General features: G+C 69.1%; 21 protein-coding genes and 4 pseudogenes. 6 read left to right on the forward strand and 19 right to left on the reverse strand.

Annotation, left to right across the window (positions count from 1 at the left end; all coding sequences use genetic code 11):
- Positions 1–644: 644 nt before the first annotated feature.
- Genes DDP54_RS16135 through DDP54_RS16145 form a run of 3 tightly spaced genes read left to right on the forward strand, consistent with a single transcriptional unit; the run spans position 645 to position 4591 of the window.
- Positions 645–1847 carry a tyrosine-type recombinase/integrase gene (locus DDP54_RS16135; RefSeq protein WP_109133015.1) on the forward strand — a complete coding sequence of 401 codons (1203 nt, stop codon included), beginning with the start codon at positions 645–647 and terminating at the stop codon, positions 1845–1847.
- A complete protein-coding gene (locus DDP54_RS16140; protein ID WP_109133016.1) occupies positions 1844–4051 on the forward strand; it encodes a tyrosine-type recombinase/integrase in 2208 nt (735 codons plus the stop codon). Before DDP54_RS16135 ends, DDP54_RS16140 begins: the two co-directional genes overlap by 4 nt.
- A gap of 12 nt (positions 4052–4063) precedes the next feature.
- The gene (locus DDP54_RS16145; RefSeq protein ID WP_109133017.1) at positions 4064–4591 is read left to right on the forward strand and encodes a hypothetical protein; all 528 of its coding nucleotides are present in this window, start codon (positions 4064–4066) and stop codon (positions 4589–4591) included.
- Between the two features lie 159 nt (positions 4592–4750).
- Here DDP54_RS16145 and DDP54_RS16150 read toward each other — a convergent pair whose 3' ends face one another.
- From DDP54_RS16150 to DDP54_RS16165, 3 genes are all read right to left on the reverse strand, one after another.
- Positions 4751–4972 (reverse strand): PLD nuclease N-terminal domain-containing protein, encoded by a 222-nt coding sequence (locus DDP54_RS16150; protein WP_158274556.1) that lies wholly within the window; start codon positions 4970–4972, stop codon positions 4751–4753.
- A gap of 137 nt (positions 4973–5109) precedes the next feature.
- Positions 5110–6102 carry a DoxX family protein gene (locus tag DDP54_RS18740; protein ID WP_242448536.1) on the reverse strand — a complete coding sequence of 331 codons (993 nt, stop codon included), beginning with the start codon at positions 6100–6102 and terminating at the stop codon, positions 5110–5112.
- The gene (locus DDP54_RS16165; RefSeq protein WP_109133019.1) at positions 6099–6707 is read right to left on the reverse strand and encodes a carboxymuconolactone decarboxylase family protein; all 609 of its coding nucleotides are present in this window, start codon (positions 6705–6707) and stop codon (positions 6099–6101) included. The genes DDP54_RS18740 and DDP54_RS16165 overlap by 4 nt, the downstream gene beginning before the upstream one ends.
- A 100-nt stretch (positions 6708–6807) precedes the next feature.
- Here DDP54_RS16165 and DDP54_RS16170 point away from each other — a divergent pair, with 100 nt between their 5' ends.
- Positions 6808–7431 (forward strand): TetR/AcrR family transcriptional regulator, encoded by a 624-nt coding sequence (locus DDP54_RS16170; protein WP_158274557.1) that lies wholly within the window; start codon positions 6808–6810, stop codon positions 7429–7431.
- Between the two features lie 962 nt (positions 7432–8393).
- A pseudogene (locus DDP54_RS18745) lies at positions 8394–8468 on the forward strand (bifunctional hydroxymethylpyrimidine kinase/phosphomethylpyrimidine kinase); the annotation flags it as partial.
- A gap of 133 nt (positions 8469–8601) precedes the next feature.
- Here DDP54_RS18745 and DDP54_RS16180 read toward each other — a convergent pair.
- The 9 genes and pseudogenes from DDP54_RS16180 to DDP54_RS16220 all read right to left on the reverse strand — a co-directional run bounded on the left by DDP54_RS16180 (position 8602) and on the right by DDP54_RS16220 (position 15608).
- Positions 8602–10320 carry a putative PEP-binding protein gene (locus DDP54_RS16180; protein WP_109133022.1) on the reverse strand — a complete coding sequence of 573 codons (1719 nt, stop codon included), beginning with the start codon at positions 10318–10320 and terminating at the stop codon, positions 8602–8604.
- Positions 10317–10637 carry an HPr family phosphocarrier protein gene (locus tag DDP54_RS16185; RefSeq protein WP_109133023.1) on the reverse strand — a complete coding sequence of 107 codons (321 nt, stop codon included), beginning with the start codon at positions 10635–10637 and terminating at the stop codon, positions 10317–10319. The genes DDP54_RS16180 and DDP54_RS16185 overlap by 4 nt, the downstream gene beginning before the upstream one ends.
- 98 nt (positions 10638–10735) lie before the next feature.
- Positions 10736–12220 (reverse strand): PTS fructose transporter subunit IIBC, encoded by a 1485-nt coding sequence (locus DDP54_RS16190; protein ID WP_109133024.1) that lies wholly within the window; start codon positions 12218–12220, stop codon positions 10736–10738.
- On the reverse strand, positions 12217–12672 hold the full coding sequence (locus tag DDP54_RS16195) for a PTS sugar transporter subunit IIA (RefSeq protein ID WP_109133025.1): 456 nt from the start codon (positions 12670–12672) through the stop codon (positions 12217–12219). The genes DDP54_RS16190 and DDP54_RS16195 overlap by 4 nt, the downstream gene beginning before the upstream one ends.
- Position 12673: 1 nt before the next feature.
- Positions 12674–13621 (reverse strand): 1-phosphofructokinase, encoded by a 948-nt coding sequence (gene pfkB / locus DDP54_RS16200; RefSeq protein ID WP_109133026.1) that lies wholly within the window; start codon positions 13619–13621, stop codon positions 12674–12676.
- Positions 13618–14379 carry a DeoR/GlpR family DNA-binding transcription regulator gene (locus DDP54_RS16205; protein ID WP_109133027.1) on the reverse strand — a complete coding sequence of 254 codons (762 nt, stop codon included), beginning with the start codon at positions 14377–14379 and terminating at the stop codon, positions 13618–13620. Before DDP54_RS16205 ends, pfkB begins: the two co-directional genes overlap by 4 nt.
- A gap of 245 nt (positions 14380–14624) precedes the next feature.
- Positions 14625–14861, reverse strand: a pseudogene (locus DDP54_RS16210) (GuaB3 family IMP dehydrogenase-related protein); the annotation flags it as partial.
- Between the two features lie 3 nt (positions 14862–14864).
- Positions 14865–15237, reverse strand: a pseudogene (locus DDP54_RS16215) (FAD-dependent oxidoreductase); the annotation flags it as partial.
- A gap of 14 nt (positions 15238–15251) precedes the next feature.
- Positions 15252–15608, reverse strand: coding sequence for a thioredoxin family protein (locus tag DDP54_RS16220; protein ID WP_109133028.1), 357 nt, complete (start codon positions 15606–15608; stop codon positions 15252–15254).
- A 54-nt stretch (positions 15609–15662) separates the two neighbouring features.
- On the opposite strand from DDP54_RS16220, the gene DDP54_RS16225 reads away from it, so the two are divergent.
- A complete protein-coding gene (locus tag DDP54_RS16225; protein WP_109133029.1) occupies positions 15663–16064 on the forward strand; it encodes a heavy metal-responsive transcriptional regulator in 402 nt (133 codons plus the stop codon).
- Positions 16065–16119: 55 nt separating this feature from the next.
- Here DDP54_RS16225 and DDP54_RS18025 read toward each other — a convergent pair whose 3' ends face one another.
- From DDP54_RS18025 to DDP54_RS18950, 7 genes and pseudogenes are all read right to left on the reverse strand, one after another.
- Positions 16120–16356, reverse strand: a complete 237-nt coding sequence (locus DDP54_RS18025; protein ID WP_146192461.1) for a hypothetical protein — start codon at positions 16354–16356, stop codon at positions 16120–16122.
- Between the two features lie 4 nt (positions 16357–16360).
- Positions 16361–17434, reverse strand: a complete 1074-nt coding sequence (locus DDP54_RS16230; protein WP_109133030.1) for an IS630 family transposase — start codon at positions 17432–17434, stop codon at positions 16361–16363.
- A 153-nt stretch (positions 17435–17587) separates the two neighbouring features.
- Complete coding sequence (locus DDP54_RS16235) at positions 17588–18781, reverse strand: EAL domain-containing protein (protein WP_109133031.1); 1194 nt, start codon at positions 18779–18781, stop codon at positions 17588–17590.
- A 172-nt stretch (positions 18782–18953) separates the two neighbouring features.
- Entirely contained in the window at positions 18954–20351 is a 1398-nt protein-coding gene (locus DDP54_RS16240; protein ID WP_109133032.1) for an EAL domain-containing protein, read from the reverse strand.
- A gap of 383 nt (positions 20352–20734) precedes the next feature.
- Positions 20735–21124, reverse strand: a complete 390-nt coding sequence (gene rbsD, locus DDP54_RS16245; protein WP_109133033.1) for a D-ribose pyranase — start codon at positions 21122–21124, stop codon at positions 20735–20737.
- Positions 21121–22086 (reverse strand): ribokinase, encoded by a 966-nt coding sequence (locus DDP54_RS16250; protein ID WP_109133034.1) that lies wholly within the window; start codon positions 22084–22086, stop codon positions 21121–21123. The genes rbsD and DDP54_RS16250 overlap by 4 nt, the downstream gene beginning before the upstream one ends.
- 97 nt (positions 22087–22183) lie before the next feature.
- Positions 22184–24087, reverse strand: a pseudogene (locus tag DDP54_RS18950) (substrate-binding domain-containing protein).
- Positions 24088–24197: the final 110 nt, after the last annotated feature.

The following is a 24197-nucleotide window of genomic DNA, read 5'->3' on the forward strand; positions in this document are numbered from 1 at the left end:
CGGCAGGTCCTGGGCACTCGCGCGCAACGCGCCAGTTGCGGCACGCGTCCGGTCCGCGGCATTCACCCGATCATCGACGCCTGCCAGCGCGTCGTTGATCTGTCGCACGGTCCCGAGGACCTGGGCCGCGGTGTGCCTGATCCCCGTGACGTCGTCGGGCAGCCACGCCGCGATGTAGGGCACCGAGTAGCTCGGTGACTCAAGCCCGGCAGCGGATGTCACGAGGTAGGCGATGGACTCGGCCTCGATCTCGGCCTGCCCCGACAGGCGCGATCAGTGGCGTAGTCGGGGAAGCGGTTCTCGTGATCGGCGTGGATGTGGCCGATCTCGTGGGCGAGTGTCTTGACCGCTTGGGCTGGGTCCACGTCGTCGCGGATCCGCACCAATCGCTGCGCGAACGAGGTGTACCCATTGGCGCCTCCGCACGGCCCTCGTTCGATCCGATAGCCGTCGGCCTCGGCCAGACAAGCGAGGCGTTCCCACAGGTGGTCCGGTGCCGGGCCGACGAGGAGTTCAGGGGGAACCTCTGGTAGGGGTTCCCAGTCGGTCTGGGTGACGTCTTCTCTCGAGATTTCGTGGTCTTGGTCTGAGGTTCCCGTGGACGCGGGGTTGTTCGTAGCGTCCGGCGTCGAGTAGGAACGGTCATGACCATCGAGTTCGGTGTACCGGCACAGGTTGTCGAGGAGTTCTTGGAGCATCTGGCCCGCCGGGGCCGCGGGTCGTACACGACCCGCGCGTACCGACTGGGCTTGCAGGACTTCGGTTGCTGGCTTACTGAGCGTGAGCAGTCGCTGGAGGGTGTCTCCCGCGCAGATGTGGAGGCCTACGTCGATGCGTTCGCCCGCGGCCACCGCACCGGTGGGCGACCGCCACGCGAGCAGCGCACGTCGGTCGTCGAGCTGAGGTCCAAGCAGCCCAGGGGTTCCGATGGACGGCGCGCGCCCCGCACGGTGAACCATCGGCTGAGCGTGTTGGGGTCGTTCTTCGGCTACCTGATCGACCGCGACACCGAGGCGGGTGAGGGCACCTGGGCTGACAGGGTCAGCCCGGTGCCGCAGGCCCCGGCTGTCGGTCCACGGCACGGGCGTCCGGGTGGCGGTGACGCACCGGTACGTGGTCGCGCTGAGCTGCGTCGGCGCGAGCCCCGCAAGTTGCCACGTGATCTGGACCCGGCGGACGTGCAACGACTGATCGACGCGGCGCCATCCGCGCGTGACCGGGCGTTGTTGATCCTGTTGTCGCGCACCGGTCAGCGGATCGGTGACTGGAGCACCGAGCACGGCCGGCACGGTGTGCTCGGGATGACCCTGGCCGATCTGGACCGGCGCACCTCGACCGTGACCGTGCTGTTGAAGGGTGCGCGCGATGAGCATCGCGTTCCGGTCACCGCACCGTTCTGGGTCGCGTTCGACCGTTACCTGACCGACGAGCGCGGCGACCCACCCACCCAGGCGGTGTGGGTCGGTGCGCGACGTGGCCGTGGTCGGCCGTTGTCGTATGGGGCGTTCGAGGCCGGGCTGCGGCACCTGGGCGGCAAGGTCGGGATCCCGGTGACAGCGCACATGTTCCGTCACACCGTCGCGACTGCTCTGGTGGAGCACTCCGGTGTCGCGGTCGCCCAAGCCGTCCTGGGACATCGTCACGTCGGGACCACTGTCGATGTCTATGCCCACGTCGACCGCAACAGTCTCGTCGAGGCCGTGTCGGCGTTTGAGCAGCGGCCGGTGATCGATCGCGCGAGAAGCCACGCAGGCCACGAGAAGTACGCGTTCCATTACGACCTTCGCACGATCGAGGAACTCGACGCACTCGCCCATCCGCGACTGGTCAACAAGGAGCAGCGATGACCGGGCGCGCCGCGCAGCTGGCCGCCGCCCGGCAACTCGCCGTGGCTCCCTACGACCGCGCTGGCGTGCTCGCGCACCTGGGTGCGGAGGTCGCCGGCTACCGGTTTCGTCATCGGTCTGAGGGGCAGCGGATGCTGCGCGCGACCGGGTTCACCCTGGACGCGCTCGACCGGCTGCCCGGCGAGCGGCTGGCCGATCGCTGGGAGGCGTTCGAGGCGCAGGTTTGGCCGCGGTGGCTCACCGGTGACGGGAGGCCGCCGGTGCACGACACCTGGACGTGGGGGATGTGGGCGTTGGTGACCTCGCGGCTGGTCCGACCGTCGTGGCCGTTCCTCACCTGGACCCGCACCACGCAGTGGGTCGCACGTCTTCCTTTTGACGACCCCATGACCAGCGCGCATGAGCAGCTGGTGACCGCAACGGCGGCGTTGCCGTTCGGGACACCGATGTACGCGATGAACGCTGTCAATCGCGGACTGCGGGCGCTGCTCCGCTGCGGTGTTGATGAGCTGTCGGGGCTGACTGAGGCGGATCTGCGCGCCGCCGGTCGGGGCAAAGGCGCCGACGTCCTGGACGCTGCGCTCTGCCAGCTCGGGGTGTTCACCCGGACCCCGCAGCGCGGCACCTTGCGCTGGAGAAGCGTTGGACGGCGCGAGCCAGCAGACCTCGCTGGTGTCGCGGGCGTCCCGGAGATGTTCCGGCAGGTCGCTGGTCTGTACTTGGAGCACTACTCCCGGCGGCTGTCGGACAACTACGCGACGTTGCAGCACAAGGCCCGGGCCTTGGCGCACTTCTTCACCTACCTTCAGGCCACCCATCCGCAGGTGACGTCGTGCGCGCAGATCACCCCGGCACAGGCGCGTGGCTTCGTCGGCCATGCGGTGGAGCAGGCCAGGACCGTGCAACGCGGACGGCACAAGGGCAGCGGGGACACCACCAGCGCCCACGCCTGGCTGGTCGATGTCCGGTGCTTCTTCGCCGACCTGTGCACCTGGGCCACCGAAGCTGACTCGCCGTTCGCCGCGCACTGCCCGAGCGTGGTCCCGCTGACCCGCCACGACCTGCTCGACAGCGGCTTCGCCGACGCCCGCAAGCGCACCGAAGCCCGGCTCACCCGGACCGTGCTGGACCTGGAACGGGAGATCCCGAACATCCGGGCGTTCGCGTTGCGTCGCTGGCATGAGACCCAGCAGGCCCTGACGCTCGACGAGAGCGGCGAGGGGTTGCAGCGTGCGGAACGGATCGCGTTCTGGGACTGGGCGCTGCTGGAGTTGCTGCTGACCAGCGGGCTGCGGATCGAGGAGGCCTGCGAGCTGACCACCTTCGACATCCTCAAGCGGGCGCTGCCCGACGGCAGGTTGTACTACCTGCTGCACGTCAAACCCTCGAAGTTCGACCGGGCCCGGGTGATCCCGATCGGAGACCAGCTCGGCCGGGTGATCGCCGAGATCATCCGGCACGTGCGTGGCTTCTACGGCAGCGACCACGTCCCGGCCTGCGACCGCAGGGATGAGCACGAGAAGCGGGCACTGGCGTGCGCGCCCTACCTGCTGCAGGGCCGAACCCACCCGAGCACGCTGAACAGCCAGACCATCCGGGGCCGGTTGAGCGCCCTGTCGCTGGCCGCCGGCGCCACCCACAGCGACGGTCGGCCGCTGGCCCTGACCCCGCACGACTGCCGGCGGGTGTTCGCCTCCGAACACCTCAACAGCAACACCCCGGTACACGTCATCCAGGCGCTGCTCGGACACGCCACGGTGAACACCGTGATGATCTACGCCAAGCTCTACCCGACCCAGCTCGTCGAGGAGTACCGCCGCGCGATGCGGGGCCTGTACGGCGATGTCTACGGACCCGAGGCCAGCCGTGCGCCGACAGACCAGGAGTGGGCGGTGTTCACCGCGAACTGCTCGATGCGTGACATGGGCACCCACATGTGTGCGCTGCCGACCGGTGAGCACTGCCCGCGCGGGCTGGTCTGCCTGGGTTGCGGGCACGCCCAGCCGAAGAAGAGCGCCACCCCGATCTTCCGGCGGATGCTCCTGTCCCACACGCGCGCGCTCGAGCGGGCCCGCGAGGCCGGTGAACCCGCCGGACAGCTCGCTGCCCGCGAACTGGAGGTCGAGCGGATCAGCAGTGCGCTCCAGCGCGCCCAGGAGCTCACCGCAGACGCGGCTGCGGCGTTGGAAGCCGCCGCGGTCTGACACGATCAGAACGTGAGCAGCACCTGGTTGTCGATCCGCGTCGACCTCGTCTCCGGTCGCGCCGATGAGTTGTGGCCCCGACCGGGACGGATCTTCGCTGCCGCCCGCAGCCACACGTTCAACCAGCTCGCCACGGCGATCGATGACGCGTTCGCCCGCTGGGACCGCTCGCATCTGCACCAGTTCTACCTCGCCGACGGTCCCCGGATTGGTGACCCGCAGTGGGCTGACGACGTCGACGACGAGGTCCTCGACGGGGCACGGCTGACCCTCGGTCGGCTCAAGGCGGGCGATAAGTTCGTCTACGAGTTCGACCTCGGTGACAGCTGGCTGCACCTGTGCACCGTCGCCCCGCGGCGCATCGACCCGGCCGAGCAGCTCGGCATCGTCCCGACCCGGCCGTTGCCCTACTGGGGCTGGGGATCCATCCCCGACCAGTACGGCCGAGCCTGGGACGGGGACGACGGCGAAGACCCCACGCCCAAGAACACCAAGGGTGTCGACCTGCCCAGCATCGGACCATGGCAGCGGCAGCGGTGACAACGGGCCATGACCATGCAGATCCGTCGCTACCAACACTCTGATCACGACCAGGTCATCAACCTGCACAAGGTCGTGCTCGAAGCCGTCGGCGCTGATGCCGGGGCCTGGCACGAACCCCACCCTGGCGCCAGGGACATGCAGACCACCCAGAACGTGTTACGGATGGCGTGCCGGGCGCTGGGGGCGCCCGAGCTGGAGCCACATCACGCCCCCGACCACGTTGAAGAACACCAGCACGACCATCCACATCGGCTTGGTAAAGGTGCGCATCCGTTGCTCGTCGGTCCGGGTGAAGTCGACCAGGCAGTAGGCCCACAACGCGACCAGGGGGAGGACCACCACGACCCCGGCGAGTACCGAGGCTTCGCTGCTCGCCATGACCATCCCGTCCTCGGACACGAACCCGCGGCTGGCGGCCGCCCCAATCTGCCGGGTGCACGTCTCCCGACCGGGCACCGCACCGCACTGCACTGCACTGCACTGCATCAGAGCCTAGGTCTGCTCTCGCCGAGATGTCAGCCCGCGCTCGATGCGCCGGCGTCGCCGTTGCCGACCTCGGGGTGCTCCGGGTCGCTCGGGGTCCAGGGGTGCAGCCGAGGATGCCAGGCGGGCACCGCGCGACGGTAGGCCTCGTAGTCCGCACCGAACCGGGCGGCCAGCGCGGGTTCTTCGTACCAGCGCACGAAGGCTGCCGCCCCGACCCACACCGCGATCGCGTAGATGACCAGGCTGAGCTGTCCGAGCAGCAGCGCCTCCCCGATGAAGACGGTCATCGCTGCCAGGTAGATCGGGTTGCGCACGTACCGGTTGAAGCCCGTCACCACCAGGTGCTCGGTCATCGCGCCGGGCAGCGGTGTCCCGCCCGCCCGCACGAACGCAATGAACACGCCCGCTGCCACGACCAGACCCGCGAGGATCAGCACGACGCCCACCGCCTCGGCCGTCGACCACCAGGCCAGCGGGCGCAGCACCTGCCAACCGGTCAGCCACCACGGCACCAGCACGGCACCGACCCCGCCAGTGACCACGAACCACGCCGCGCTCGTGATCGCAGCCGCGGACCTTCCCATGGCCGCTCCTCCTGTCGGCTGGACCGTCGGTGCGGACAGTCGGCGGCTGCCTGGGCGGTAGGCCCAGGAGGTGAGGGCGATGACAGCGAAGACCAGGGGCGGTACGTAGTCCCCGGGGCCGTTGCCGACAGCGATCTGCGAGGCCGCTGCGCCGAGCATGTTGATCAGGATGCCCGCGTAGGCCCATTCCTTGAGCCGGGGCAGGCGGGGAAGGCTCAGGGTGAGGCCGGCGAGGATCTTGGCGCTTCCGAGGATGGTGGCCAGGTACGCCGGGTAGCCGAGCGGGGCCAGCATCGCGAAGAACGGGTCGAGGCGAAACAGGTCGTAGGTGCCGCCGACGAGGGACTCTGTCACGAGGAGCACGGTCGCGGTCCAGTACGCGATGGCGCGCCGGCGCGAGTGCCCCTTCACGGGGGCGACGAGCTGGGTGGCGGTCATGAATTCTGATGGCTGATGGCCGGGGCAGGGACGGCGCAGGCAGCGCCGGCGCTGAACCCGGCGGCGCCGATCGCCAGGGCCAGGTTGAAGCGGCCACGATGGTTCTCCAGAGCGATGACGTGGGTGAGCTCAAGGAGCTGGGCGTCGTCGAGGTGCTCACGTAAGGCCGTGAAGAGCTCGTCGGGCACGACGACAGGGGTGCTGCTCATCGCTGTGGCGTAGTCGAGGACAACCTTCTCGAGGCCGCTGAACAACGGGCTTGACCGGTAGGTCGCCAGGGCGAGGATCTCCTCATCGGTCAGGCCCCACCGCCGCGCGACCTGGGAGCCGAGGTCGATGCAGAACGGGCACGCGATCATCGTTGCGGCCCGTAGCTCGGCAAGGGCCCGTAGCCGTTTGGGCAGGGCGTGGAGCCCGGCTGTGGCGCGTTCGATCGCGGCATACCCGCGCAGCAGCCGAGGATTACGGGCATAGACCTGGATCGGTTCAATCATCGCCTCCAGCCGCCGGTCGGTGAGCCGTTCGATGGCCCGGGCGGTGAACCAGTAGGTGATCCGAAGCCATCCCTTGGCGGTGGCGGTGCGGACGGGTGCGAGGCGGGTCATGGCATCTTCCCAGCGCTAACGATACGATTGCGTTTCGATCATGACTGTACGCCCGCGTGCCGATGAAAGGTCAACCATGGCGGCGACTTCTGCTCCAGGCATGGCGAGTCTCACCCCTCCCACGCTCGTGCCGGGCGAGGTCCGACCCGAGCCGACCGGCCGGGGTGAGCATGCCCGCCGTCGCGTCATGGCCGCCGCCTTGGAGCAGCTCGCCGAGGAAGGTTCAGCCGGGTTCACCATGGAGGCCATCGCCCGCCGGGCCGGCGCCAGCAAAGCGACCCTGTACCGGCACTGGCCCTCGGCATCCGCGCTGCTCGTCGACGCGATGACCACGACGTTCGCCACACTCCCGGTTCCGAACACGGGAGCCTTCCGCACCGATGTCGTTGCGCTGCTCCAGATGGCAGCGGCGCTCCTTGAGGGCCCGCGCTTTCCCCGGCTCATGGCGGCGGTCGTCGATCTCGCCGAGCGCGACCCCGCGCTGGCCGGTCTGCATGTCGACCTCACCTCGAGCCGGCGCGGCCCAGTCCTCGAGGTGCTCCGACGCGGCCGGGACATCGGCGAAATCTCCCCGCAAGCCGACCTCGAGGTTCTCGTCGACCTGCTCACCGCGCCGTTCTTCTACCGGCGGCTGATCGCCCACCGGCCCATCCCACCGTCCCTCCCCGAGGCCATCGTCAACCAGGTCTTCCCCCCCAAGCTGACCGCCCGAGCCCGGCGCTGATCGATTGGCTCGATGCCACTATTCCTCGCCAGGACACGCTCAACCGCGTCTCCGACCAACCATGCGCACGCCACACCGGGGTGGGGCGCCACTTGGCACTGTGGTCCCGAGACCGGACGAGGACAACTTGCCAGTTCGCCGACCCTGTTCTTCCGCAGACCCCTTGCTCCTGCGATAATCGAGAGCGCACTCGCCGGCGTGGTGAATGGCAGACCGGGAACGACATTCTCGGGATAACGGGTCGAAGACGTGCACCACGCGGAACCCGCGCAGCTCCCGACGTGTCGTCGCATCGTCGAGACCGGCGCGCGCGTCGGCGCCGTTCTCGACGAGCTGTGCGCCCTCAGGAGCCGCCCGGTCCGGAGTCGGTCCCTCGACGGCCCTACCGTTTGACCCGTGGTGACAACCGACGTCGTGCGCGCCGCGAAGGCTGAGGCGCAGCGCCTCCTGAGCATGGACGATCAGCGCTTGGCTCAGCTTGACGACGACCTGGAACCCCGACGGGGTCCGTTCCACCGCTTCAACCGTCGTGGTGCGTCGCACCTCGATCCCGGCCGCGGCGCTCCGCGCGACCAGGATCCCGACGAGATCGGGGTCGAAGGCTCTCAGCGGGCGAGGGACCTCGGTCGATGATGACCACTGAGCTGCCGGCACGTGCTGCGATGTGGCGAACTCGAACGAGATGAATCCGCCACCGACGAAGAGGATCCGAGACGGGAGAGCCTCGAGGTCGAGGAACTGGGTGCTGTCGATCAGGTGGTCGTGCCCGGGGAAGTCGAGGGCGCGCGCGCTGGCACCGGTGGCGATCAGGAAGTGCTTCGCGTTGTGGCTCTCACCGTTGATCTCGAGGCGGTTCGTGCCCGTGAACCTTGCGTCACCGTGCAAGGTCTCCACGCCGTTGCGCGCAAGACCCGCCTCTATGCTGCCCGGCACCGGATCGGTAAAGGACCACCCGGATCGACGCGACCCGCGTGATGACCCGCAACACCCACGGCACCGGATGCACCTTCTCGGCAGCGATCGCTGCCCTCCGCCCGGGCCGACCAGATCCCGGAACGTCTGCTGATGTCCTCGGGCTCGGGCACATGAGTCGAGCAGGTGCGTTCGCGGTCGACAGGTGCGCATGCCCGGGGTCGTGCGCCATGCGACGCGATCATGTCGCGGAACGGCTCAGAGTCTCAGCAGGTCCCGAACCGTCGGGTCGAGAAGGTCCGCGGCTGCGCGGCGTGCCTCGACGGCCGAGTCTGATGCGAGCGCGGCGTCCGCCATCTGGCGGCACACGGCCAGCGTGTGACGACGAAGTGCGTGCCGGACGGCCGGAACCGCAGCGCCCGCCATCGACAGGCTGGTGACGCCCAGACCGGTCAGGACGAGGGCCATCAGGGGGTCCGACGCGGACTCTCCGCAGATGCCGACAGGCTTGCCGGCCTCGACGCCCGCGCGGGCCGTCGCAGCGACAAGGTCGAGGACGGCGGGCTGCCACGGGTCGAGCAGGTCGGCGAGCTCGCCGCGCAGCCGGTCCGTCGCCATCGTGTATTGAGCGAGGTCGTTCGTGCCGAGCGAGACGAAGTCGACCTCGGCGAGGATCTCCCGAGCTCGCAGTGCTGCCGCCGGAACTTCCACCATGACCCCGACAGTCGCGACGCCGTGGGTGCGCGCCGCCGTCGCGAACGCCCGGGCCTCACCCGGTGTGGCGATCATCGGCGCCATCACCCACGGGGCCACGCCGGTGTCCCGCTGCGCACGGGCGAGCGCGGCGAGCTGGGTGTCGAGGAGCTCGGGGTGCGTGCGCGCCAGGCGATAGCCGCGCACGCCCAGCGCGGGGTTCTCCTCATCTGGCTGTGTCGCGAAGCCCAGGGGCTTGTCGGCGCCGGCGTCGAGCGTCCGCACGACGACCTTGCGTCCCCCGAGGGCACGCAGCGCCTGGGCGTAGACCTGCGCCTGCTCGGACTCGGTCGGGGCGGTGGCCCGTTCGAGGAACAGCACCTCGGTGCGGAACAGCCCGACGCCCTCCACCGCGCCGGCGGCGACACGCTCGGCGTCGGCGGCCGTCCCGATGTTGGCGAGCAGCGCGACCGCGTGCCCGTCGGCGGTTCCACCGGCCGCGATGTCCTCGGCGAGGGCATGCTCCGCCGTCGCGCGCCGAGAGATCTCTGTGCGCAGATCCTCGTCGGGCCAGGTCGTCACTGTGCCGGCGGACGCGTCGACGGCGACCTCGACTCCCTCTGGCAGCTCCGTCGCGCCTGCGACCCGCACAATGCACGGCAGCCCGAGCTGCCCCGCGATGATCGCGGTGTGCCCGGTCGGGCCGCCGAGCTCGGTGACGATCGCGAGGACGTGGTCGAGGTCGAGCGCTGCAGTGTCCGCCGGCGCGAGGTCCCGGGCGACCACGACAGACGGCACCAGCAGCTCCGGAACACCCGGGTCCGGCAGGCTCAGTGCACGGGCGACCACCCGGTCACGCACGCTGAGCAGGTCCGTCACCCGTTCGGCAAGATATCCGCCGGCCTGCTCGAACATCGCAGCGAAGGTCGCCACCACGGCGTCGATCGCCGCGACCGGCGGCTCCCCCGCCTCGACGCGGGTGAGCACCTGACCAAGCCACGCACGATCGGCGGCCATCTGTGCGGTCGCGGCGAGCACGTCGCGGATCGTGCCCGTCGCACGGTCCGACTGCGACTGCAGGTCGGCAGCGACGCCCGTGAAGGCTGCCTCGAGCGTCGCCCGGGTCGTCGCCGCATCCGCCGGTACCCCGTCGACCAGCACGCGGGCGTCGGGCGACACGGCCGGCGCCTGCCGCGCGTGGGCGACGGGTCCGACGACGCCGCCACGCCCGACCCCGACGCCGTGCAGGACCTGGCTGCTGGTGGCAGCCGGCGGCGGGGTCACGACACGACCGCCGATTGCCCGCCACCTGCCTGCGGGGCACCCGAACTGTCTGGCGCGTCGAGGTCGGTCGCGAGCAGCGCCACCAGCTCGGCGAGAACACCCTCGGCCCCCGGCCCGTCGGCGGTCAGCGTGACCTCCTCGCCGTTCGGCACGCCGAGCGACATGACGAACATGATGCTGGCCGCGTCGACGGGCTCACCGCCGGGACGGGCGATCGTGACGGCGAGCCCGCTTGCTGCGGCAGCCTGAGTGAAGAGCATCGCGGGGCGGGCGTGCAGCCCGACCCGGGACGCGACGATGACGGTGCGCTCGACCATGACAGGGGTCCTTCCGATGCGCGTGACGCGCTGAGGTGCAGGGACATTGAGGATGTGCACGGTGCCCGACGGCGCAGAGCCGCCGGGCACCGTGCGGGTCAGGCGACGGCGCCCATGGTGGCCGGGACTGCGGCATCCACGGTCGGGCTGCGGCGCGCGCCCTTGACGATGACCACCGCGGCCGCCGTGACGACGGTGCCGATGAGGACAGCCGCCAGGAACCCGAGCGGCTGACCGATAAGCGGCGAGACCCAGACACCACCGTGCGGCGCCCTCAGGGTCGATCCGAAGGCCATCACGAGACCGCCGGTGAGACCCGAGCCGAGCATCAGGGACGGGATGACGCGCAGCGGGTCGGCGGCCGCAAACGGGATCGCTCCCTCGGTGATGAACGACGCCCCGAGCAGCCAGGCGGCCTTGCCGTTCTCCCGCTCCTCCTCGGTGAACAGCGCACCGCGCACGGAGGTCGCCAGCGCGAGGCCGAGCGGCGGCGTCATGCCGGCAGCCATGACTGCCGCCATGATCTTGAACTGCGTCGCGTCGGTCGTCGGGTTGGCGAGCACTGCCTGGAGACCGGTCGTGGCGAACACGTATGCCACCTTGTTGAGCGGGCCGCCCATGTCAAACGCCATCATCAGCCCGAGGATCACTCCGAGAATGACGATGTTGGCGCCGCTCATCCCGTTGAGCCAGCTGCTCAGCGCCTCCATCAGAGCGGCGATCGGACGTCCGAGGACGAGGTACATCATCAGGGCCGTCCCGACCACGGCAAGAAGGGGAGTGACGACCACCGGCATGATGCCGCGCACGCCCTTCGGGACCTTCCAGCGGGAGATCCAGAGTGCGAGGAACCCGGCGATGAATCCGGAGGCCAGACCACCGAGGAACCCGGCGCCAACAGTCGCCGAGATAAGACCGCCGACGAACCCGGGGGTGATTCCAGGTCGGTCGGCGATCGCGTAGGCGATGTATCCCGACAGAGCGGGCACCAGGAAGAAGAAAGCCGCCTTGCCGGCCCAGAACAGCAGGGCGCCCCAGGCCATCTTCGAGGTCGGGCTGAAGTCACCGTTGAACAGGCTCGTCTCGGCGAACTCGTAGACCTTGTAGCCGCCGAGCATGAAGCCCAGGCCGATCAAGATCCCACCCGCAGCGACGAACGGGATCATGTGCGAGACACCGGTCATCAGGTACTGGCGAATCCGAGTGCCGACGCCGATCTTGCGTGCCGCCGGCGCCGGTGCGGGCGCAGCAGCTGCTCCCGCGACCTTCTTGGGCGCGGCCTCGACCGCGGCGACAGCCATGGCGATCACCTCGACGGGGTCGTGGACGGCCTTCTTGACGCCGACGTCGATCGTGGGCTTGCCGGCGAACCGACCCTTGTCCTTGACCTCGAGGTCCGCCGCGTAGATGACGCCGTCGGCGTCGGCGATGATCTGCGGATCCAACGGCGTCGAGCCGGCGGCTCCCTGGGTCTCGACGAAGACCTCGTGGCCGGCTGCCTTGCCGGCCTGTTCGAGTGCCTCAGCGGCCATGTAGGTGTGGGCGATCCCCGTGGGGCACGAGGAGACGGCGACGAACTTCATGAGGGGACGACCTCTCGGGTGATGATGTCGGCGACTGTGCCGGCGTCGGTGGCCTGGTGCAGGGATGTCCGGAACGACTCGTGGACAAGACGCCGCGCGAGAGCGGCGAGGATCTGGAGGTGGTCGCTGTCCCCCGCGGCGGGAGCCGCGATCAGGAACACGAGCGTGGCCGGGCCGTCAGGGGCGCCGAAGTCGACACCCGCCGGGACCTTGGCGACGGCCAGGCTCGGCACGGTGACGAAGGCCGAGCGCGCATGCGGCAGCCCGATCCCGCCGGGCATGCCGGTGGCCATCTGGGCCTCGCGGGCACGCACGTCGGCGTGGAATCCCTCGGCGTCCGTCACCCGACCGGCGGCGACGAGCAGATCGATGAGCCGACGAGTGACCTCATCGCGGTCTGTGGCGACGACGTCGACGGCGACGAGGTCGGCGGTGATGAGCGGGGTGTTCATGTCACAGCTCCTTCAGGGTGAGACGCGGATCGGGGGTGTCGATGACTCGGACGGTCCCGGCATCGATGTCTGTGGGCGAGGGCACCGCGCTGCCGGGCAGCTGGACGGCTGCGCGGCCCCAGGCGACGGCGGTACGGAGGCGCTCTGCGGGCGACCCGGTGGCACCGAGGTAGCCCGCGAGGGTCGTGTCCCCCGCACCGACCGTCGAGACCGCTGCAAGCGGCGGGCCGCCGGCCCACCAGGTCCCGGTGACGGTCACGAGCAGCGCACCGTGCGCACCGAGGCTCACGAGAACGTCGCCGTTGCCGGCCGCGATCACTTCGCGAGCCGCCTCGACGACGTGGCCGACGGTCGTAAGCTCACCGCCGGCGAGCTCGGCAAGCTCGTCGTCGTTGGGCTTGACGACGCGCAAGCCCCCGGCGCGGACGGCACGCACGAGCGGCACACCCGAGGTGTCGAGCGCAAGGGGCACGCCGTACCGGTCGGCGAGCCCGGCGGCCCGGACGAAGAACGCGTCGCCAGTACCGGGCGGAAGGCTGCCTGCGGCGACGAGCCAACGCGGCCCCCCCGCGAGCTGCTCCTCGACGGCCGCCAGCAGCGCATCGATCTCTTCGAGACCCAGGGACGTTCCCGGAGCGTTGATCTTGGTCGTCACCCCCGCGTGCTCGACGACGGTGATGTTCGTCCGGGTCGGGCCGACCACCGGGACGGGCACGGTCCGGACGCCCTGCTCCGCTAGCAGGGTGACGAGCTGCTCGCCCGGCGCGCCGCCGACCGGCAGGACCGCGAGCGAGGCGATTCCCTGCGCGACCAGTGCACGCGAGACGTTGATTCCCTTGCCGCCCGGGTGAACGTGCACGGCAGCGGCCCGGTTCACCTCGCCCAGGGCGAGGCGATCGAGGTCGAGCGCCCGGTCGAGGCTCGGGTTGGGGGTGAGCGTGACGATCATGCGCGCACCACCCGCGGCCCCGCCGTCTCGATCTCCTCGACGAGCTCAGGAGCCACCCCGGTGTCGGTGATCACGGTGTCGACGTCCGAGAGGGGCGCGACGCACGCGAAGTCGGCTCGGCCCATCTTCGTGTGGTCGGCGAGGACGACGACGCGCCGGGCTGCGGCGACGAGCGCGCGTTTGACCGCGGCCTCCGCGAGGTCCGGCGTCGTCAGTCCGTGCTCGACCGTCAGACCGTTCGTGCCGAGAAAGACGACGTCCGCCTGGATGTCCGCGAGGTCGCGCAGCGCCCAGGAGCCGACTGCGGCGAGCGTCCGCCCGCGCACGGAGCCGCCGACAAGGTGCAGCGCGATGCCCGGCCTGGTCGCCAGGACGATCGCGACAGGCAGCGCGTGAGTGACGACCGTCAGCTCGCGGTCGGTCGGCAGCATCTCCGCGAGCCGGACCGTCGTTGTGCCCGCGTCGAGGATGATCGAGCCGCCGTCCGGCAGCTCGTCGAGCGCGGCCTTGGCGATGAGCTCCTTCTCGACCGAGAGCAGACCCTCGCGATCGGCGAGGCCGGGCTCGAAGCCGAGGCGCTCGACGGGGATGGCACCGCCGTGGACGCGGTGCACGAGGCCATGACGCTCCAGCGTCGAGAGGTCGCGCCGGACGGTCTCCGGTGTGACCTCGAGCTCGTGGGCTAGGGCGCTGACATCGACCCGACCGTCGGCGCGGGCGCGTCCCAGGATCTGCTGGTACCGCTCGGTTGCGAACACATCAACTCCGTCGTCTGTGTCGTCGGTGCTCCCACCGGCGTCGCGTAACGGAAACGGTGACGCAAATCCCGACCGATGTCAACTCATTCGGACACATGCGGGGGCAAACAAACCTTCGAACGGGCATCTGCGCAGGTGAACGCACCACCGGGACAGACGAGTGCCCCGCCCTTCAGCGGGCATGCCTGCTGCAGGGCGGGGCAACGGTCGTTCCGTGACAGCCGGGCGCTCGCCCGCTGCTCGCGTCAGACAGGCCGGTTGAGCGGCTGGTACGGCGAGACGACGACCTCGACGCGCTGGAACTCCTTGAGGTCGGAGTAGCCGGTCGTGGCCATGGCCCGTCGCAGGGCGCCGATGAGGTTGAGCGTGCCGTCGGCCGTCCGGCCCGGGCCGAACAGGATCTCCGAGAGCGTGCCGGCCGTCCCCACGCGCACGCGCTCGCCGCGGGGCAGCTTCGGGTGGTGCGCCTCGGGGCCCCAGTGCCCGCCGCTGATCTCGAGGCGGTTCGTGCCCGTGAACCTTGCGTCGCCGTGCAAGGTCTCCACGCCGTTGCGCGCAAGACCCGCCTCCATGCTGCCCGGCACCGGATCGGTAAAGCGGTGCTTGTGTTTCATCAGGTCGGCCCAGCTGATCGCCAGCCCCGCGTCCTCGATCCCCTTGCCGCGCATGAGTCGGGCGGCGTCGATGATCTCAGCGCCGCGGCGCAGGATCTTCTTCGGGTCACAACCGCGCAGCGCGCACGTCCCGCCGTACCGCGTCGACGATCGCGACATCCCAGCCTTGCGTCGCGCACTTGTTGGCTGCCGTCACGCCGGCCATGCCGGCGCCGATCACGATCAGGTCGCGAGCCGTGGTCATCTCAATGTGTCCTCTCAGGAGGGTTCGGTCGCGCCCGGGGCCGCGCCGGCCGCGATGCCGTAGCCGATGTGCCCGGCGTCAGGCACCGCCTCACGGAGCTGTTCGAGCGTCGGTGCACCCGCCAGGCCCTCCGGCGTGGCGTAGAGGCGGCACGCGAGGCCGACCCCGGCAACGGGACCCGCGAACGCGTCGACTCCGTTGACCAGGATGCTCGGCGACCCATGAAATCCGGTCCGTTCGGCTTCCTCCGTGGTCTCCACCCGATGCCGGGTCACGGTGACGCTGGGACGTTCCGAGGCGATCTGAGCGAGCCGCTGGTCGGCGATCTCCCAGTTGGGGCAGCCATCGAAATACAGCAAAGTGATCTCCATGCCCGGACGCTAGACCTTGATCCGTGCTACAAGGTCAATGGGTACATTGGACCGATGCTGATCGGAGCGCTCGCACAGACCGTCGGTCTGCCTAGCCAGACCATCCGCTTCTACGAGCGACGAGGCCTCCTTCATCCGCCTATACGTGGCGGCAACGGATACCGCTGCTACGACGACGCCGCCATCACGCGGCTGGACCTCATCCGCGCCGCCCAGGCCGCCGGACTCACCCTCGCCCAGATCCGCGGCATCGTCGATCTCCGAGACCACGGCGAGGCCCCATGCACCCACGTGGCTGAGCTCATCGACAGCAAGCTCGTCGACGTCCGACGGCGCCTCAGCGAGCTCACAGCCTTGGAGGCAGAGCTCGAACAGCTCCGCGAACGCGGCCGACGACTCGATCCGGCCGACTGCACCAACACCGACGTCTGCCACATCCTCGCCCGCCACGGCTAGACCGGGCGCACACCCGACAAGCAGAAGGGTCACGCCTCGTGCGCATTGACTTGGGTCAAGCCCCTGGCGGTTCGGCATCGGCGTTGTCGATCCAGACCCGTAGTCGGGCTTCCATGTCGGCTACCAGCGCTGCTCGGGCGTCGTCGAGCGCGGCGGGCGCGTCTTCGCCGAGCCGGCGCAGGACCTCGGCCAACTGGTCGTCGGGTGTGGTGCTGGTCCACGCCGGGTCGTGTTGCACATCGGCGATTGCTTGAGCTAGGCGCAGTCCAAGCAACCCACTGCCTTCGTCCATACTGCTAGTGTCCCGTCTCTGAAGTGGTTGGACGCTTGGCCTTCTTGAGGATCTGGTCGGCGGGTTTGGTCCAGGTGAACGGTTCGCAGTCGGTGTTGTAGTGGTCGATGAACCTGCGGATCGTGGTCGTGAGCTCGCGGACCGAGCGGAACGTGCCGCGTCGGATGGCTTGGCGTTCGGCGATGCCGAAGAAGATCTCGACCATGTTCATCCACGAGGCGTGGGTGGGGGTGAAGTGGGCGTGGATCCGCGGGTTGTCGGCGAGCCAGTCCTTGACGGCGGGGTGCTTGTGGGTGGCGTAGTTGTCCATCACCAGGTGCAGCTCGACGCCCGGGTAGGCGCGGGCGACCTGGCGGCAGAACACCAGGAACTCCTGGTGGCGGTGGCGTGGCTGACAGCGGGCGGTGATCTTTCCGGTCGCGGTGTTCAGCGCCGCGAACAGCGTCGTGGTCCCGTTGCGGACGTAGTCCGGTGAGCGGCGCTCGATCAGGTGCGGGGCCATCGGCAGCACCGGAGCAGTGCGGTCCAGAGCCTGGATCTGCGACTTCTCATCGACGCAGAGCACGACGGCATTCTGCGGCGGGTCCAAGTACAGGCCCACGACGTCGATGACCTTGGCCTCGAGCTCGGGGTCGGTGCAGAACCGGAACCCCTCCGACCGCCACGGCTGGATGCCATGCTCACGCCAGATCCGCGCGACCGTGGCGTTGCCGATCTTCAGCTTCTTCGCCAGCTCGCGCGACGACCAATGTGTCAGCCCGGTCGACTTCGCCGGCGGCGTCAACGTCGCAGTGATGACCTTGCGCGCGTCCACCTCCCGCGGACGACCCGAACGTTCCCGATCACCCAGGCCGGCCAACCCGGACTGGGCGTACCGCGACCGCCAGGACAGCACGCTCTGGCGCGCCACGCCGACCCGCTCGGCGATCTCGGTGTTCGCCATCCCCTCGGACGCGAGCAGCACGATCCGTGCCCGCTGCGCGAGCCCGGCCCGCACCGCCGAGGACCGCACCCAGCGTCTCAGCTCGTCCTCGTCGCCCTCACGAAGGACCAGCGCAGGAGCCGGAGCATGTGCCATACCCCATTCTTGCGAACCACCAACTGTCTAACCACTAACGACACGCAACACTAGATGCTCCTCCATGCGTCGAACAAGCCGGTTGTCTGCATCTGCTGATCGATCGTGACAGCTCAGAATTGCCTCAGTCGGTTGAATGAGCGGGGCGAGCGTTCAGCCGGTGGTGCCTGTGTTCGTCTTGATCAGCGGTGGTGGGCAGGGCCGTCCGAGATGGTAGCCCTGGCCGTAGCTGCAGCCCAGGGCCCGCAGAGTTTCGAGCTGTGCGGGGCGTTCGATACCCTCCGCGATGGTCGATGCTCCGAGCGCCCGGGCTAGCTGGATGATTCCCGCGACGAGAGTAGCGCTCTTCTGATCGGTATCGACGGTACTGATGAACGATAGGTCGATCTTGAGGACGTCGACGGGAAAGTCTTGCAGGTAGGCAAGTGAGGCTTGTCCGGTCCCGAAGTCGTCAAGGGCAATGCAGACGCCCATGTCGTGCAGGGCGTTGATGTGTTGCAGCGCTGTGGGTCGGTCGCGGACTATCGCGGTCTCAGTGATCTCGATGCACAGCTGCGAAGGCCTGAGGCCGGCGTCGTGGAGCACGTCGCGGACTTGCGTGAAGAAGTCCGGTTGGCTCAGCTGGTGAGCGGAGACGTTGACGGCGACGATCAGGTCACCGACCCCGTCCGCCTCCCACGTGGCGCATTGCTGGGCGGCCTCTCGAAGCACGAATGCACCGATCGGGATGATTGTGCCGGTGCGTTCGGCGAGTGGAATGAACGCCGAGGGCGGGACGGTCCCGCGGGCCGGATCCTGCCACCGGCAGAGCGCCTCGAACCCCGTGGTGCGCCCCGTTCGCAAGTTGACTATGGGCTGGTAGTGGACGTCGAACTCGAACCGGTCGAGGGCGCGGCGCAGGTTGTGGGCCCCGCGTGCGTCGAGCGCGGAGCTGATGATCGAGTCGCTCGACTCCCCCGAGAGCCACGCCACCAGCAGACCAATCGTCAGGAACATGAGGAGTCGTGCAGCCCACGCGGCAACGGATTGCGGGGTGCCAGCGATGACATCGAGTGGCATCACCGGTCCGGCCAGCACACCCGCAACGACCGCGGTGACAAGGGTGCCTCGCCAGCCGAAGCGGCTCGCCGCGAAGACAATCGGCAGGTAGAACAGTTGTGGGAGGACGGTCTTGGTTCCCCCCGCCTCATACGTGCCGAGCCAGGCGGCCGCGACCCCGAGAACCACGAGAGCCGTCGCAAAGCTGGCGCCCGTTCTCAATGAGGTATCGAATCCTCGACCAATACGCTCGCGGACTCGCGATGTTGTCTGAGGGCGAGCGGCCTCCGTCAATTTCTGGGTTGGCATGCGTATCCCCTCGGTGCCACGGGGACTGGGTCCACAGCTGAATTGGGATTCGCGAGCCTGCCACGAGCCGACGACCACGGAGAGTGTGCAACGCGGCACGGCGAGGGCTGCGTGGAGGTGCACCGCGTGGTTCCGGCGCACGATTCGAGGCCAACCGCAGCCACATGCGTAGTCACGAGCGTCGCCGCCAGCCCCGCTTCGACGGGGCCACAGGCGCAGCCGGGTCCTCCTGCTCGAAACGTTCCCGTTCGCGGGCCGGAACACGGAGTGCACTGTCGCCGTGACCCGGACCGGGCACCCGGCGGATCAGGTGGTGCGCGATGACGTGGACAAGTTCTGGATCCTGGGTGACGGTCACGTCAAAGAACCCATCGGACGAGCTTCGTGCCAGAACGGCGATCGGCGCCTGGTCGCTGAGGATGATGAGGAATCTCTCGTCGGCGAGCGGGTCCTGCGGGTCGACATGAACGATGCGCACGCCCGGTGCCGGCTCGCTGAGAGGGCCAGCACCGAAGATCACACACAGCGGGGCCTGGCTGCGTCCCATCGCGCGCTCGGCCATGGCCTGGCTGAGCTCATGGTCCCGGCCGACGCAGCCGAGGACGACCGGCCAGGCGCCCGTGAGGCCGCGGCCGGGTGGAGCGATCACCTGCGCCAGCTGGCGCAGGTGTTCCCCGTCCATCCGTTCGTGGACACGATCCGCCACCAGCTCAAAGGGTGAACCGACCCGGGGGTCTGCCCAGGCGACCTGGATCAGGGGCACAGGAGCCCGTGGCGGGAGGTACTGGTCGTCCAGCGGCGCGGGAGCGCCCAGGTAGATCCCTTGGCCGTAGCTGGCGCCCAGCGTGCGCGCCCACTGGGCGTCGCTCTCGCTCTCGATGCCCTCGACCAGCAACGATGCGCCGGTCCTCTCCACGTGGCGCAGCACACTGGTGATGACTGCCGCGGAGTCCTCGGCGCTTGCCTCGTTCAGAAGCCTCAGGTCGAGCTTGACGAGATCAGCGTGCACGATCGGCAGCATGGCCAAGCGCGCACGGCTGGCGCCGACGTCGTCGAGGATGATCCCCCAACCCGTCTGACGCGCCCGGTCGACCGCTGCCAGGACGCCACCAGGATCGGCTGTCAGTGCCCGGTCGTTGACCTCGACGAACACGCGGAGCACGGATTCGGCTCGAGCCACGAGGTGCACGAGATCTGGGGGGCACTCGTTCGCGAACGCTTCCGGTTCGATGTTGACGAAAAGGGACATCGCCGGCGGAATGTCCGCCGCCAAGAACGCGTGGTAGGCGGCGGCGCGACAAACCCAATCGAGCTCTGCCACCCGATCGCACCGACGCGCCGCATCGAACAAGGCTCGCGGGGTCTCGAACGGTGATGACAGCGGTCCGCGGGCCAGCGCCTCCAACGCGACAGTCTCACCAGAGCGAAGGTCCAGCACCGGCTGAAACACGACGTGCACGTTGCGGCGCTCAAGTAAGCCAACGAACTCGTGTCCCGCCAGGTCGCCGGCGGTCTCCGCCTCATCGTCGGACGGACCGTGGGCGGTCGAAGCATCCCCATGGCCGGACATCGTTGTCCGCCTCTCCTGGTCTAGCGGGTTCTCAGCCCGATCTGCTGCCCCGAACTTGAAGACAGTGTTATGTCGCGGATGCGCAATGAGCCCGAAGTCAGCCGCGATCGAGACTAGTCGACATTGCCAGTGTTGTCGCTGGCGACGTCAAGTCGCGGAAGAAATGACACGACTTCGGAGGATTCTCGAGATTGAGTCCGAGGTTCGCGCCGTCGTTCACTTGCGGCGTCCACGGCGAGGTGCGCGCCGTGGGACGCGGGGCTGGGCGGGAGACAGCGCGAGCACCGCCGCGTGGGTGCGTTGGCGCACGGCGACGGCTTGGTCGCACGAGGCCAGCATGGCCCTGCTGACCAGGCAGCCGGCGCCGATGACGTTCGGATGCGTCAGAACGGCACGCCACAGTGCAGGATCGCGTTGGCGTGAGCGGTGGCTTCTCCGGTGCGGATGAACAGCTGTGCCGTCGCCGACTCGGCCTTGAGCTCTTCGTGCGACACGAGCTGGGGCACGCCGAAATGGTCGGTCAGAAGGGCCAGCACCGCAGGGTTGGTCACCGTCGCTTCGCGGGCGGCCGTCACGTGCTCGACGACGAGCTCTTGCGCGAGGGCTTCGATGACCTGGGCGAAGGTCGGGATCCCGAAGGTCAGCGCGAGATCGACGACGGGCACGCCGTGGGGGCGGGGCATCCCGCAGTCGGCGACGACGACGCGATGGGTGTGTCCGAGCTCGGCCAGCGCGCCGGACAGTGCGCTGTTCAGGATGCCGCGCTTCTTCATCGGTTGATCTCCTCGCGGGTGGGGTAGGACTCCTGCGCGCCGCGGCGCGTGACAGCGATAGCTGCGACGTCGTTGGCGCGGCGCACGGCTTCCTCCAGGTCCACACCGTCGGACAGGTGTGCGGCCAGTGCGCCGACGAAGGCGTCACCGGCGCCGGTGGTGTCGACGACTTCGACGGTGTGGCCCGGGACGTGGACGACGTCCTGCGAAGCGGCCACGCGCGCACTGTCGCGACCCACGGTGTCGCGCGACCGCTCGACGAGCACGGCGCCGGCGCCGCCGAGTGTGAGCACGACGGACCGTGGCCCGAGGGCCAAGAGAGCCTTCGCGACATCGCCGGGGTCCACGATCGCGGCATCGGGGGGCGCCGTGCTGGCGCGCGCCAGAAGGAAGGCTGCCTCTGACTCGTTGACGACGAGCGGATCGGCGACGCTCAGGACCCCGTCGGGCAGGACCGCGGCGGGTGCCGCGTTGAGCACGACGCGGGTGCCGGATCTGTGCGCCTCGGGGAGCAACGAGGCGATGGTCTCCAGCGGTATCTCCAGCTGGGCCACGAGCACTGAGGCGCCGGCCCACACGGGCTTCAGTTCGTCCACGAGGGCCGGGGTGAGGAAGCGGTTTGCTGCCGGCGACACGATGATCGAGTTCTCACCGTCCGGTGTGACCAAGATGATGGCATTACCGGTCGGCGCGTCCACGACGCGCACGCCGTCGAGGTCGACGCCCGCGCTTGTCAACGAGGCGCGGAGGAGCTCGCCGTGGGAGTCGGCGCCGATGCAGCCCACGAAGGCGACGTCGAACCCTAGGCGCCCGGCCGCGACGGCTTGGTTGGCACCTTTGCCACCGGCGGTCGTGACGACGTCGGAGCCGAGGACGGTCTCGCCGGCAGCAGGCCGGTGGTCGATGTCGAGCACGAGGTCAGCGTTGGCCGACCCGACGACGACGACCTTGTGCGCGCTCATGTTGAGTCTCCTTGTGATCGGATGGTTCACCGCGGGGCGTGCTCGACGCACCGCGGTGAACCACCGCGCTGAACGGCTGGGCCCGGTGGGGTCTGGACTACGCGTTGTCCTTGGTGAGGACGACGACCGGGACACCGATGGTCTTCTCGGCGGTCTTGCCGTCGATCAGGGCCAGGAGGGTGGTGACTGCGGACTTCCCCAGCTCCTCGGGCTGCTGAGCGATCGAGGCGGCCATGGTGCCCGCCTTGATCGCCGCGACCCCGTCGGCCGTGCCGTCGAACCCGACGACGAAGACGCTCTTGCCGGCGCGGTCGCCGAGGGCCTGAATCGCGCCCAAAGCCATCTCGTCGTTCTCGGCGAAGATGCCGACGGCGTCGGGCTGGGCCTGCAAGAGGTTGGTGGCGACGTCGAGCCCCTTGGTGCGGTCGAAGTCGGCGGGCTGGGTCGCGACCACCTGGATGTTCGGGTGCTTCTTGATGCCGTCAGTGAACCCCTTGCCGCGGTCGCGCGAGGCCGAGGTTCCCGCGACGCCCTGGAGGACGATGACCTTGCCCTTGTCCCCGATCGCCTTGGCCAGTGCGTCGGCGGCCAGAGCGCCACCGGCGACGTTGTCCGAGGCGATGAAGGAGTCGACCGTCGCGCCGTTGACCGCGCGGTCCACCGCGACGACCGGCGTCTTGGCTGCGATCAGCGGCGCGACGATGGGACCGGCGGCGTCAGAGTCGACCGCATTGATGATGACACCGCTGAGCTTCTGGGCCTGGAAGTTCTGCACCTGGTTCGCCTGCTGGGTGGCGTCGTCGCGGGCGTCGGTCACGACAAGCTTGACGCCGGCGGCGTCGGCCGCCGCCTGTGCGCCGTCCCGCAACGACACGAAGAACGGGTTGTTGAGGGTGGACAGCGCCAGACCGATGCTGACGTCGGAGGACTTGCTGCCGGCGGATGCACCGCCGGTGGCAGTAGAGCTGCCGGTGGTCGAACCTGAACCGCATGCGGCGAGCAGCAGCGCGCTGACGGCGGTGAGGGTGAGGAGCTTCATGGCGGGCTTCTTCATCGAAACCTTTCCTTCCTGGTTGGTCCGGGAGTTGTTCCCGGGGTCGTGCCTGTGAGTGAGGGCAGGGGTGTCTGTGGTGTTCAGGCCCGGCGGCGGCGCAGGGTGTCGGTGAGCACCGCGAGGGCGATGACGGCACCGATGACCACCTGCTGCCAGAACGACGAGACGTTCAGGAGGTTCAGGCCGTTGCGGATCACGGCGAGCACGAGGGCTCCGACGAACGTGCCGAACGCCCGTCCGGTCCCGCCTGCCAGGCTCGCTCCACCGATGACGACGGCGGCGATCGAGTCGAGCTCGTACCCAGACGCGGCCTGCGGCTGCGCGGAGACGAGGCGGCCGGCCAGCACCAGCCCGGCAACGGCCGCGAAGAGTCCCGAGAGCGCGTAGATGATCAGCTTCTGCCGCCGCACGTTGATGCCCGACAGGCGCGCGGCTTCCTCGTTGCCGCCGATCGCGTACATGGCGCGGCCTGTGTACGTGCGCCCGAGGATGAAGGATGCGAGAACCCCGAGGACGACCATGATCACGACAGGCATCGGCAGCCATCCACCAACCGTCTTGCCGAACCAGGCCACCGCGCTCGGCTGCGCCAGAGGGACACCCTGGGACAGCACGAGGGCAAGGCCTCTGGCGATGGACAGCATCGCCATGGTGGCGATGAACGCCGGAAGCCGGCCGTAGGAGACCAAGACTCCTGAGGCCAGACCGGCCAGGATGCCGGTGATCATGCCGAACAGGATCGCGATCACGGGGTTGAGGCCCATCATCGTGGCTCCGTACCCGGTCACGACTGCTGCGAGGGCTGCGACCGAGCCCACGGACAGATCAATGCCGGCCGAGACGATCACGAACGTCTGGCCGAACGCGAGGATGGCGACCACAGCTGCCTGGATCCCGACGTTGAGCATGTTCTGTGCCGTGAAGAAGACCGGGCTGAGGAGGGACATCACGGCCCAGAGCAGGATCAGCGCCACCAAGGCGCCGTTCTGGCCGGCGATGGTCTGCACGCGCGTGAGGAGGCCACGAGTCCGCACGGACGCGGGGCGAGGGGCAGCAG

The organism is Cellulomonas sp. WB94 (genome assembly GCF_003115775.1).
Classification (GTDB): Bacteria; Actinomycetota; Actinomycetes; order Actinomycetales; family Cellulomonadaceae; genus Cellulomonas_A.

What these genes read in the sequence shown, in the direction of transcription:
- DDP54_RS16190 (WP_109133024.1), bottom strand. Translation starts at nt 12,220, where the DNA reads ATGAAGTTCGTCGCCGTCTCCTCGTGCCCCACGGGGATCGCCCACACC.
- DDP54_RS16170 (WP_158274557.1), top strand. Translation starts at nt 6,808, where the DNA reads ATGGCGAGTCTCACCCCTCCCACGCTCGTGCCGGGCGAGGTCCGACCC.
- DDP54_RS16195 (WP_109133025.1), bottom strand. Translation starts at nt 12,672, where the DNA reads ATGAACACCCCGCTCATCACCGCCGACCTCGTCGCCGTCGACGTCGTC.
- rbsD (WP_109133033.1), bottom strand. Translation starts at nt 21,124, where the DNA reads ATGAAGAAGCGCGGCATCCTGAACAGCGCACTGTCCGGCGCGCTGGCC.
- DDP54_RS16220 (WP_109133028.1), bottom strand. Translation starts at nt 15,608, where the DNA reads ATGGAGATCACTTTGCTGTATTTCGATGGCTGCCCCAACTGGGAGATC.
- DDP54_RS18740 (WP_242448536.1), bottom strand. Translation starts at nt 6,102, where the DNA reads ATGACCGCCACCCAGCTCGTCGCCCCCGTGAAGGGGCACTCGCGCCGG.
- DDP54_RS16135 (WP_109133015.1), top strand. Translation starts at nt 645, where the DNA reads ATGACCATCGAGTTCGGTGTACCGGCACAGGTTGTCGAGGAGTTCTTG.
- DDP54_RS16165 (WP_109133019.1), bottom strand. Translation starts at nt 6,707, where the DNA reads ATGACCCGCCTCGCACCCGTCCGCACCGCCACCGCCAAGGGATGGCTT.
- DDP54_RS16230 (WP_109133030.1), bottom strand. Translation starts at nt 17,434, where the DNA reads ATGGCACATGCTCCGGCTCCTGCGCTGGTCCTTCGTGAGGGCGACGAG.
- DDP54_RS16140 (WP_109133016.1), top strand. Translation starts at nt 1,844, where the DNA reads ATGACCGGGCGCGCCGCGCAGCTGGCCGCCGCCCGGCAACTCGCCGTG.
- pfkB (WP_109133026.1), bottom strand. Translation starts at nt 13,621, where the DNA reads ATGATCGTCACGCTCACCCCCAACCCGAGCCTCGACCGGGCGCTCGAC.
- DDP54_RS16150 (WP_158274556.1), bottom strand. Translation starts at nt 4,972, where the DNA reads ATGGCGAGCAGCGAAGCCTCGGTACTCGCCGGGGTCGTGGTGGTCCTC.
- DDP54_RS16185 (WP_109133023.1), bottom strand. Translation starts at nt 10,637, where the DNA reads ATGGTCGAGCGCACCGTCATCGTCGCGTCCCGGGTCGGGCTGCACGCC.
- DDP54_RS16235 (WP_109133031.1), bottom strand. Translation starts at nt 18,781, where the DNA reads ATGCCAACCCAGAAATTGACGGAGGCCGCTCGCCCTCAGACAACATCG.
- DDP54_RS16240 (WP_109133032.1), bottom strand. Translation starts at nt 20,351, where the DNA reads ATGTCCGGCCATGGGGATGCTTCGACCGCCCACGGTCCGTCCGACGAT.
- DDP54_RS18025 (WP_146192461.1), bottom strand. Translation starts at nt 16,356, where the DNA reads ATGGACGAAGGCAGTGGGTTGCTTGGACTGCGCCTAGCTCAAGCAATC.
- DDP54_RS16250 (WP_109133034.1), bottom strand. Translation starts at nt 22,086, where the DNA reads ATGAGCGCGCACAAGGTCGTCGTCGTCGGGTCGGCCAACGCTGACCTC.
- DDP54_RS16225 (WP_109133029.1), top strand. Translation starts at nt 15,663, where the DNA reads ATGCTGATCGGAGCGCTCGCACAGACCGTCGGTCTGCCTAGCCAGACC.